The 8,222-nt window shown below is 71.5% G+C and carries 7 protein-coding genes and 2 pseudogenes; 3 read left to right on the top strand and 6 right to left on the bottom strand.

Going from position 1 to position 8,222, the window contains the following annotated elements; all coding sequences use genetic code 11:
- Positions 1–196 precede the first annotated feature (196 nt).
- The gene (locus ACZ7IB_RS32795) at positions 197–2,440 is read left to right on the top strand and encodes a serine/threonine-protein kinase (RefSeq protein WP_470917551.1); all 2,244 of its coding nucleotides are present in this window, start codon (positions 197–199) and stop codon (positions 2,438–2,440) included.
- 181 nt (positions 2,441–2,621) lie between these two features.
- On the top strand, positions 2,622–3,176 hold the full coding sequence (locus ACZ7IB_RS32800; RefSeq protein WP_470917562.1) for a helix-turn-helix domain-containing protein: 555 nt from the start codon (positions 2,622–2,624) through the stop codon (positions 3,174–3,176).
- Here the strand turns inward: ACZ7IB_RS32800 and ACZ7IB_RS32805 are convergent.
- Both ACZ7IB_RS32805 and ACZ7IB_RS32810 read right to left on the bottom strand, forming a co-directional pair.
- Positions 3,064–3,291, bottom strand: a pseudogene (locus ACZ7IB_RS32805) (DUF4140 domain-containing protein); the annotation flags it as partial. The gene ACZ7IB_RS32800 and the pseudogene ACZ7IB_RS32805 overlap by 113 nt on opposite strands.
- A 22-nt stretch (positions 3,292–3,313) precedes the next feature.
- Entirely contained in the window at positions 3,314–3,856 is a 543-nt protein-coding gene (locus ACZ7IB_RS32810; protein ID WP_470917553.1) for a nucleoside-triphosphatase, read from the bottom strand.
- A gap of 109 nt (positions 3,857–3,965) precedes the next feature.
- Between ACZ7IB_RS32810 and ACZ7IB_RS32815 the strand changes: the two genes are divergently transcribed.
- The gene (locus ACZ7IB_RS32815; protein ID WP_470917555.1) at positions 3,966–4,418 is read left to right on the top strand and encodes a YbhB/YbcL family Raf kinase inhibitor-like protein; all 453 of its coding nucleotides are present in this window, start codon (positions 3,966–3,968) and stop codon (positions 4,416–4,418) included.
- A 5-nt stretch (positions 4,419–4,423) separates the two neighbouring features.
- Here ACZ7IB_RS32815 and ACZ7IB_RS32820 read toward each other — a convergent pair whose 3' ends face one another.
- The 4 genes and pseudogenes from ACZ7IB_RS32820 to ACZ7IB_RS32835 form a co-directional block, all read right to left on the bottom strand.
- Positions 4,424–5,068 (bottom strand): protein-L-isoaspartate(D-aspartate) O-methyltransferase, encoded by a 645-nt coding sequence (locus ACZ7IB_RS32820; RefSeq protein WP_470917557.1) that lies wholly within the window; start codon positions 5,066–5,068, stop codon positions 4,424–4,426.
- Positions 5,058–5,911: pseudogene (locus tag ACZ7IB_RS32825) on the bottom strand (hypothetical protein); the annotation flags it as partial. The gene ACZ7IB_RS32820 and the pseudogene ACZ7IB_RS32825, both read right to left, overlap by 11 nt.
- A 139-nt stretch (positions 5,912–6,050) precedes the next feature.
- On the bottom strand, positions 6,051–7,148 hold the full coding sequence (locus tag ACZ7IB_RS32830) for a baeRF2 domain-containing protein (protein ID WP_470917558.1): 1,098 nt from the start codon (positions 7,146–7,148) through the stop codon (positions 6,051–6,053).
- Positions 7,149–7,243: 95 nt separating this feature from the next.
- Positions 7,244–7,513 (bottom strand): hypothetical protein, encoded by a 270-nt coding sequence (locus tag ACZ7IB_RS32835; RefSeq protein ID WP_470917559.1) that lies wholly within the window; start codon positions 7,511–7,513, stop codon positions 7,244–7,246.
- Positions 7,514–8,222: the final 709 nt, after the last annotated feature.

Consider the following 8,222-nt stretch of genomic DNA (forward strand, 5'->3'; position numbering starts at 1 on the left):
GACCACGTGTTGCAACGACCCCTCGAATTCGCCCATGCTTGGCGGGGCTTCGTCGTGTGCGGCACGGGAGCAGCCCTGGGCTCCTTGTTCGTCACCCGCTTTGCTCTGCCGTACTGCCCTGCGGCTAGTTTGTGTGCAGGACAGGTACGCAGGCCCGTGGTGGCAGAGGTGCACGGGGGACGGGAGGTCGGGAAGAGTGTCGCTGCGCGTAGGCGATCCAGCCGAGATCGGCGGTTATCCGCTTGAGGCGCGGCTCGGCTCGGGTGGCATGGGCACGGTCTTTCTGGCCCGTATGAGTTCGGGGCGACCTGTCGCGATCAAACTGATCCACCAGCAGTTCGCGGGGGACGACGAGTTCCGCATCCGTTTCCGGCAGGAGGTGGCGGCGGCGAGGCGGGTGAGCGGCGCGTTCACCGCCGCCGTGGTCGACGCTGCCCCTGAGGCCGAGCAGCCGTGGATGGCGACGACCTATATCGAGGGGCTCACGCTCGCCCAGCGCATCGCCACGAAGGGCCCGCTGAACGGAGCGGAGCTGAGGAGGCTCGCCATCGGGCTGGCGGAGGCGCTGTGTGACATCCACCGGGTGGGGGTCGTCCACCGTGACCTGAAGCCCTCGAACGTGGTGCTCTCGCCCGAGGGCCCGCGCGTCATCGACTTCGGCATTTCGCGCGCGATGGACCAGCAGACGCTGACGATGACGGGGCGGGTCATCGGTACGCCGCCCTTCATGTCGCCGGAGCAGTTGCAGGCGCCGCGTGGTGTGGGGCCGCGGTCCGATGTCTTTTCGCTGGGGACTCTGCTGGTGTACGCGGCGACGGGGCAAGGGCCCTTCGATGCGGACAGCCCGTACATGACGGCGTATCAGGTGGTGCACGAGGAGCCGGCGCTGGGTGCCGTGCCGACGGCTCTGCGCGCGGTCGTCGAGCCGTGCCTGGAGAAGGAGCCCGAGGGGCGCCCCTCGGCGGATGAACTCCTCGTGCTGCTGCGGGACCTGCCGGTTGACCTCGGCGGGACCGATGCGGACGGGGTTGGCGCGGGCCGCACCCGTGACGTGATCACCCAGCATCACTTCGCGACGCGGGCCACCCTGTCGCCGATCGCCCCGGCCACCGCCCCGGTCGGTCCCGATACGGGGAACACCGGTACCCCCATCGGCCGCCGTCTGCGCCGCCGATGGCGTCCCGTGCTCGCGGCCGCGGTCGCGGTGGCAGCGATCGGCGGCGGGGTCGCCGCGGTGACGGCCGACGGCTTTGGGGGGAACAGCGGCGTCGACAAGGGCAACAGCGTCGCGGCGCCGGGTGCCGCACTTCCGGCCGGTTTCAAGCCGTGGCGCAAGACCGTGCAGGGCGGCCGCGAGGACATCCCCGACGAGCTGCGTTGCGTCGCGCGCGGCGACGCGCTGTTCTGCGGGGGCGGCGGAGTCGTGGCGACCCGTATCAGGGCCTCGGACGGCTCGCGGGTGTGGACGGAGAAGAGTCCGGGCGTCCCCGTCCAGGGCATGCACCTGGTGGGCGCGACCGACGATACGGTGCTCGGTTACCGCTTCGCCGCCCAGGACGCCCCGCAGGGCCCCGCCGGCGAGGTGGTGGCAATCGACGCGGACAAGGGCCGAAAGCTGTGGTCCGTGCCGTCCGGCGCTCAGTCGAAGGCTGTCACGGGTCGGACTCAGGACGCCGTGGTGGTCGGCTCCGCCGTCGTGACGGTCGACGCCTCCAACTCCCGCTTCGAGGCCCGGGACGCGCACAGCGGCAAGGTGGCCTGGACGGCGCCGTTCCCCGCGGGCACACAGTGCGCTCCCGTCCCGGTGGGCCCACAGCTCCTCGCGATGTGCGCGACGGATGCGGAGGTGGATGCCTCAGAGGTGCGCCACCCCACCCTGTACACGGTCGACCGCACCTCGGGGACACTGGGCAGGCCCATCGCGGTTAACGGCCCCGCCGTGCCGATGGGCGTCGCCAACGGCAGGCTCGTACTCCTTCAGGGGCACATGGAAGGAACGGCGCTGGCCGGCTACGACGGGGTGGCGCGGGTCGACCCGGCCTCGCAGAAGGTCACGTACTCCCGGCTGGCCAAGACATACGCGGGGACGCCCGGCATGGCGGACGGCATTGTCTACGTGAGCGGGCAGACCGGTCTCGTCACGGCGCTCGACCCCGCGACCGGCCGGAAGAAGTGGTCGCGGCAGACGAGCGTGGAGGGCGCGTCGGGTCCCGTGGCGGGAGCCGACGCGCTGTATTTCAGCTCGGCCACCGGCCGAGTGGTCGCGCTGTCGCCGTACGATGGCAAACCCCTGTGGACAACAGATCCGCAGGCCGATGGTTTGACGGGCGAACAGGGCGCAAGCCCGCGCGTGACCGTCGCGGGGCGTGCAGTGATCGTGGCCGCGGCCAAGAACACTCTCTTCGCCTTCGACGCGCAGAAGCCGCCGAAGTCGGGCTGACCCCGGCGGCACCGGACGCCTTCCTTGCCGTGCGGACACCTCAGCGGCTCACTCGGTCGCCTACGCAGCGAGGTCGCGTCTTGTGCGAGTGCGTCGCGCCCGTAGCGTTTTTGGCGCATCACACTAGTGTCTCGTGATCCCGTTCGTGGAACTTGATGCTGGTTGGCTTGTTGAGCCCGACATGGACCTCCACTCTGAACAGGTCGCCGATTTGCGAGAGTTGACCGCCTCGCGTCACGTGCCGGCCGATGTGGCCCTGCGGGCCCGGATCGTGTTGTGGTCCGCAGAGGGGCGGCGGCGCAAGGACATCGCCGAACTCACCGGGGTATCGCCGGTGACGGTGGACCGTTGCAAGGCCCGCTATGCCGCGCACGGTTTGGCCGGGCTGGAGGAGAAACGCCGCGGCGGGCCGCGTGACCAGGTGCCGCCGCAGACGCGTGGTCGCGTGGTCGCGTTGACGAAGATGTCCCCGCCGGCTGATTCGGGGTTGTCGCACTGGTCGACGCGAACCCTTGCCGATCATCTGAAGCGGCGCGAGGGTATCTCGGTGTCCTGGCACTACGTGGCGAGGATCTGGCGCGAGGAGAATCTCAAGCCGCACCGCAGCGGGACGTTCAAGATTTCGGCAGCGGCCCGCGCGGCGTCCAGTTGGGGACGATCCGCACGTCGAGCACGATCGCGGGGTGATCGGCGGTCAGCTCGGCATGGAGGGTCCGGTCGACGGCCAGCGCATTGACCGGCCCGAGACGCAGCTGCTGGACGCCGGCCTCCAGGTCGAGCACGACGGTGCGCTCGATGTGGGCGCGATCCTCAAGGCACGTGACGGCGGTGACGGGGAGGGCGATCGGCTTCGGGCCGTGGACATGGCGGGTGTCAGCTCCTGCGGTTGCCGCCGACCAGCCGGGCCGCGAGTTCCCCCGGCAGGACGTCCCGGTTTGCCGGAGTGAGCTGGATGACCTCGATGTCGGCGCGGCGCTTGAGGGCGTTGGTGAACGGATCGCGGTGCGTGTGGACCGTGGCGACGACGTCGACCTCTGCGACGAACAGCGCGTCGACCGCGTGCCGGAACGCCGTGCACGTCAGTTCCATCCGCCCCAGCTCGTCGATGAGCACCAGCCGCCCTGTTGCCTCCTCGGTTGCTGCCGGCCGAAGCGACGGCAGCGCCAGTCGTTCCATGACGCCCAGGTCGACGCCGTATTTCCCTACCCGTGGCGGACCGGGCAGGTCGACATGGGCGAGCACCTCCCGCCGGCCTGCCAGGGTCTCCAGCGCGAAACCGACGCGGGCGCCGGATTGCCGGATCTCCTCCGTGGTGAAGCCGGTGGCCGCGTGGGTGGGCAGCAGCGCGGCCAGCCGACGCAGAGCGGTCGTCTTGCCTGCGCCAGGGCGGCCCTCGAGCAGGATCCTTGTCGGCACACCGCCATCTTCCCCCCGCTTCCGGAGGCGGCCCGGGTGGGCTCGGCCGAACGGGGGTTTTGGGGTGCGGACCGGTGCCGGTGCCGCCGTTGCGGGTATGGCGGCGCGCATGAGCGGAATTGAACTCAGCAGCACCGCGTTCGACGACAAAACGGTGATCCCCCGTCGGTACAGCGGGGAGGGTGAGAACATCTCACCGCCCCTGACCTGGTCGGGGGTGCCCCACGAGGCCACGGAGCTGGTGCTCCTGTGCGAGGACCCGGACGCGCCGGGGACGACCTTCCTGCACTGGCTGGTGACCGGCATCGATCCGGGGGTCACCGGGGCGGCCGAGGGCCAGAAGCCCCACGGGGGCCTGCCGTGGCCCAACGGCTTCGGCCGTGTGGGCTGGGGAGGGCCGATGCCTCCACCGGGGCACGGGCCGCACCGCTACTTCTTCCGCCTGTACGCCCTGTCCGAGCCGCTGCCGCTGCACGACCACCCGGGCGCCGAGGACGTGCACCGTGCCCTGAAGGGCAGGGAGCTGGCCTCCGGCACCCTGGTCGGGACCTATCAGCGCTGAGCCCGTCACCGCTGGTCGTAACCATGGGCGCCGTACAGCCGGACGAACCGGGCCCCGGTGACCGTCCTGCGGTGGACCAGGCCGCGGGCCCGCCGCTCGTACAGCTCGACGCGCTCCTGCCCGCCCTGCCCGATCGGCTGGACGAGCCGGCCACCGGTGCGGAGCTGATCCACGAGCGGCTCAGGCACTCGCGGGAAGGCCGCGCAGACGATGACGGCGTCGTACGGGGCACAGGTCGGCATCCCGAGGGTCCCGTCGCCGAGTACGACCTCGGCATTGCCGACGCCCTGCCCGGCCAGCCGCAGGCGGGCCTCGCCGACCAGGTCGGGCCAGCGCTCGACGCTGACGACGTACGCGGCCAAGCGGGCCAGCAGCGCGGTCTGCCAGCCGTATCCGGTCCCCACCTCCAGGACCTGTTCGTCTCCGGTGAGACCGAGAGCCGAGACCATCATGGCGATCAGCGAGGGCTGGGTGGTCACCTGCCCGTGGGGGAGCGGAACGGGTGTGTCCCGGTACGCGGATGCCACCTCGTCCGCGGGGACGAATTCCGCCCGGGGGATGCTCCGTACGGCCTCCAGGAGACGGTCGTCGGTCACGCCCACGGCGTGGGCCGCGCGGACCAGGTCCTCGGGGGTCCCTTCACGGGCCATCGGACCGCGGGGCCGTGGCGGTGGCGCCGGCGGCCTTGGTCGTGGTGCGTTCCAGTCTGACCACGATCCCCTTCGGCGTCGGCGTGTTGCTGATCTCGGTCGTACTGTCCAGCGGCACCAGGACATTGGTCTCCGGGCAGTAGGCGGCGGCGCAGCCGGGTGCGGTCGGGTGGTCGACCAGCCGGAAGCCCTCCGCGCGGCGCTCGGTGCCGTCCGTCCAGACACTCACGAGGTCCACCCGTTCGCCGTCGGAGAGCCCGAGCGCGGTGAGGTCCGCCGGGCTCACGAAGGCACGACCTTGGCGATCCGGTCCCTGAGGGCGCCGCAGTCCGCGGTGAACTCCTCCCAGGGGACGGGCACCTTGTCACCGAGGGTTCGGCGGGCCGGCCGGCACAGGACGGCCACCTCGCTGAGCGGCTGCGGGGAGGCGGGCTCCAGCCGGCCATGCGAGGCACGGACCTCGCTCATGGAGTCCTGGGCGGTGACGAACTGCTCGCCGCCCACCTGGAGGTCGCGTTCGGTCCGGCCCAGCGTGGGCAGGATCAGCGCGGTCTGCCCGCACACCGTGTGCGAGTGGTTGAGCTTGGTGGAGACGTACGCGGTGATCCGGCACCGGCGCAATGCCTGCTCGGTCACCCGGCTGTCCGGGGTGGCCCGGACGAAGTTGCCCGCCACGCCGAGGAGCACCTTGGCACGGCCGTCGAGCACGGCCCGGATGGACTCCACGGTTTCCCAGCCGTGTTCGGTCGGCGGGGTGAAGCCGAACTCGCGTCCCAGCGCGTCCAGGAAGTGCTGGGGCATCCGATCCCGGATGCCCATGGTGCGGTCGCCCGCGCTCCTGCTCCTGTCCATGTGCCCCATCCGCCGCTCATCCGCCGCGCTGCCGCTCCAGCCCAGTGTCGGCACGTTCCGCGCGCGGCGCGATCCGGGGCGGTCGGGCGCAAGGGGCGACCCGTGACCCGGGAGGCGCAGTGCGCCGGCGTCAGGACGGGGTCCCCGGGTCGGTGTACCGCAGCAGGGCGCCCACGCCCTCGTACAGCCTCAGCTCGCTCTCCGGTACGACGACCAGCTCGGCACCGGTGCCGACAAGGGCCCGGACGAGGGCCTCGTCGGCGCGTTCCTCGCGCGGGGCCCGCACGCCGAAGGACATCAGCTCCGCCTCGGTCAGGGCGAGCTGAGTGGGCTGGGAGCCCGCCCAGAGCTGCAGCGAAGACGCTGGCGGCCGGTTCAGCAGCAGTGCCGCGACCTGGCCACGCTGGAGGGCGGCGACGGTGGCGGCCAGCCCCTCCGTCATGGGTCCGTCCAGGGCACGCCGGCCGATGAAGATGTCCACGAGTTCCCGGTCGTGCGCGGCCATGCGGCCGCGGAAGACGCCGTCGAGCTGCGGCTCCAACAGGGCGCGTCCGGTGTCGGTGGGGGTCCGGCCGCCCACGCGTACGACCTTGTCCCGCAGAGTGTGCGGCAGGCGGCGGATCAGTACGTTGCACGCCCACTCGTCGCCGCCCACGACGACGGCGTCGGCATGGGCGCGCCGCGCCCGTTCGTCCAGCCGGTGGCCGAGCCGGAGGGAGGTGCGGTGCCAGGTCGCCACCGCGACCCTGCGGTGCAGCCGCTCACCCGGGGTGACGGTGGACGCGGGCCAGGTGCCGGTCTCCGCCTCCAGAGTTACCCAGCCGTGGGTCTCGGCGGTCGGAAGGCCGCCGTAGTGGACGACTACGGCCATGTAGGGGATCTCCGGAACGTGCTGGGTGACCAGGGGCATCGCGTCCGGCAGGGTGCTGTAGCGCGCGGAGTCGTGCTCGGGCGGCCTGGGCAGCTCCCCGTCCAGGACGAGCGTGCCGTGGGCGGCGAAGATGGCCTGACCGTGCACCCCCGGCACCTCTGTGTCGGCGCCGACCACCTTCTCCAGTACGTTCAGCAGCGCCCGGTCCGAGCCCTGACGGGACAGACTCTCGCGCAGCCGCCGCCAGCGCAGCGCGATCGCCCGCTCGGGATGCTCGACGTCTCGGGAGGTGTCCAGGTACACGGAGGCGAACGGGCCCGGCTCCGCGTAGAGGGGTTCAAGGAACGACAACCTCATCGCCACTCCTCGTCGATGGTCTCCCCTCCTTTGATGATGCGCGCCCAGGGGCGCTGGAGCTCGACGAGCGCAAAGCGGTGCGGAACGCGGGACGGTCAGGCGCCGGCCGGCAGCAGCCGGCCCATCGTGAGCGTGGTGGCGGCGACCAGGCCGTCCAGCCAAGCCGCGGGACGGGACAGCGGGCCGCTGAGCAGCCGGGCTCCGTGGCCGAGGGCGGTGAACCAGGTCAGGCCGGGCAGGTCGGCAGAAGGCTGTTCGACCCACCCCGGTCGGCAGCTGTGGCAGATCTTGTCGTCGAAGGCGAAGACGGACTCGCCGTGCCCGTTGTGACCAGGCCCCTTTGGTGCCCGTCCGGAGGTGGCCACGTGCGGGCCACGGATCCGAGCCTCCCGTGCGAGCGCGCGGCGTCCGCCGCCCGTTCGGCGGACTCGGCCGACGAGGCGCGGCGTATGGCTCAGGCGGTTCTTTCCGAGGAGTGACCCGGTTGTCCGGACGAACAGGGGCTTCCCATCGAAGGATTACGCCGGCCGGCTGCGGAGTCAGCCACCCTGAACGGCCCACTCAGCAGATCCACTCGGCGGTGGGCCGGTATCGGCCTCTGCCTCTCCGGCTCGGTCGGCCTGCGGGCCCGGGCCGGTCGTGCCGCTCCGTCTCCCCGCGCCGATCGGACGCCGCGCCTCACCACATCCGACCGGCGCAGGACCCAGCGGCGCCACCGCGGTGGCGGGAGCCGGGAGACGTTCGCGTCCGGGCTGTGGGCCGTGAGCCGTTCCGCTTCGCCTGCCCCCGGCTCGCGCGTCGCCGATGCCCCGTCGGGGCCCTCGATGTGGTCCCGTGGATGTGATGCCACCCATAGGAGCTGTGTCACATCCTAAGGCGGGTAGTAGGGCCGGGGGCCGCCCGAACAGCACGTAAGTGCCGCAGAACGTATTATTTCGGACATTTATCCGATGTTGGGTAGTACGTCACATCATTGCGTCCCGCCCCGCACGTCGCTAACCATGGCTGTCGTTGCGGGAAGCCGCGACAGGGCCGGGTGGATTCCTTCGGATCCGTTCGCTCCGGCCCGCAGCG

This window comes from Streptomyces sp. NPDC037301 (assembly GCF_055602785.1).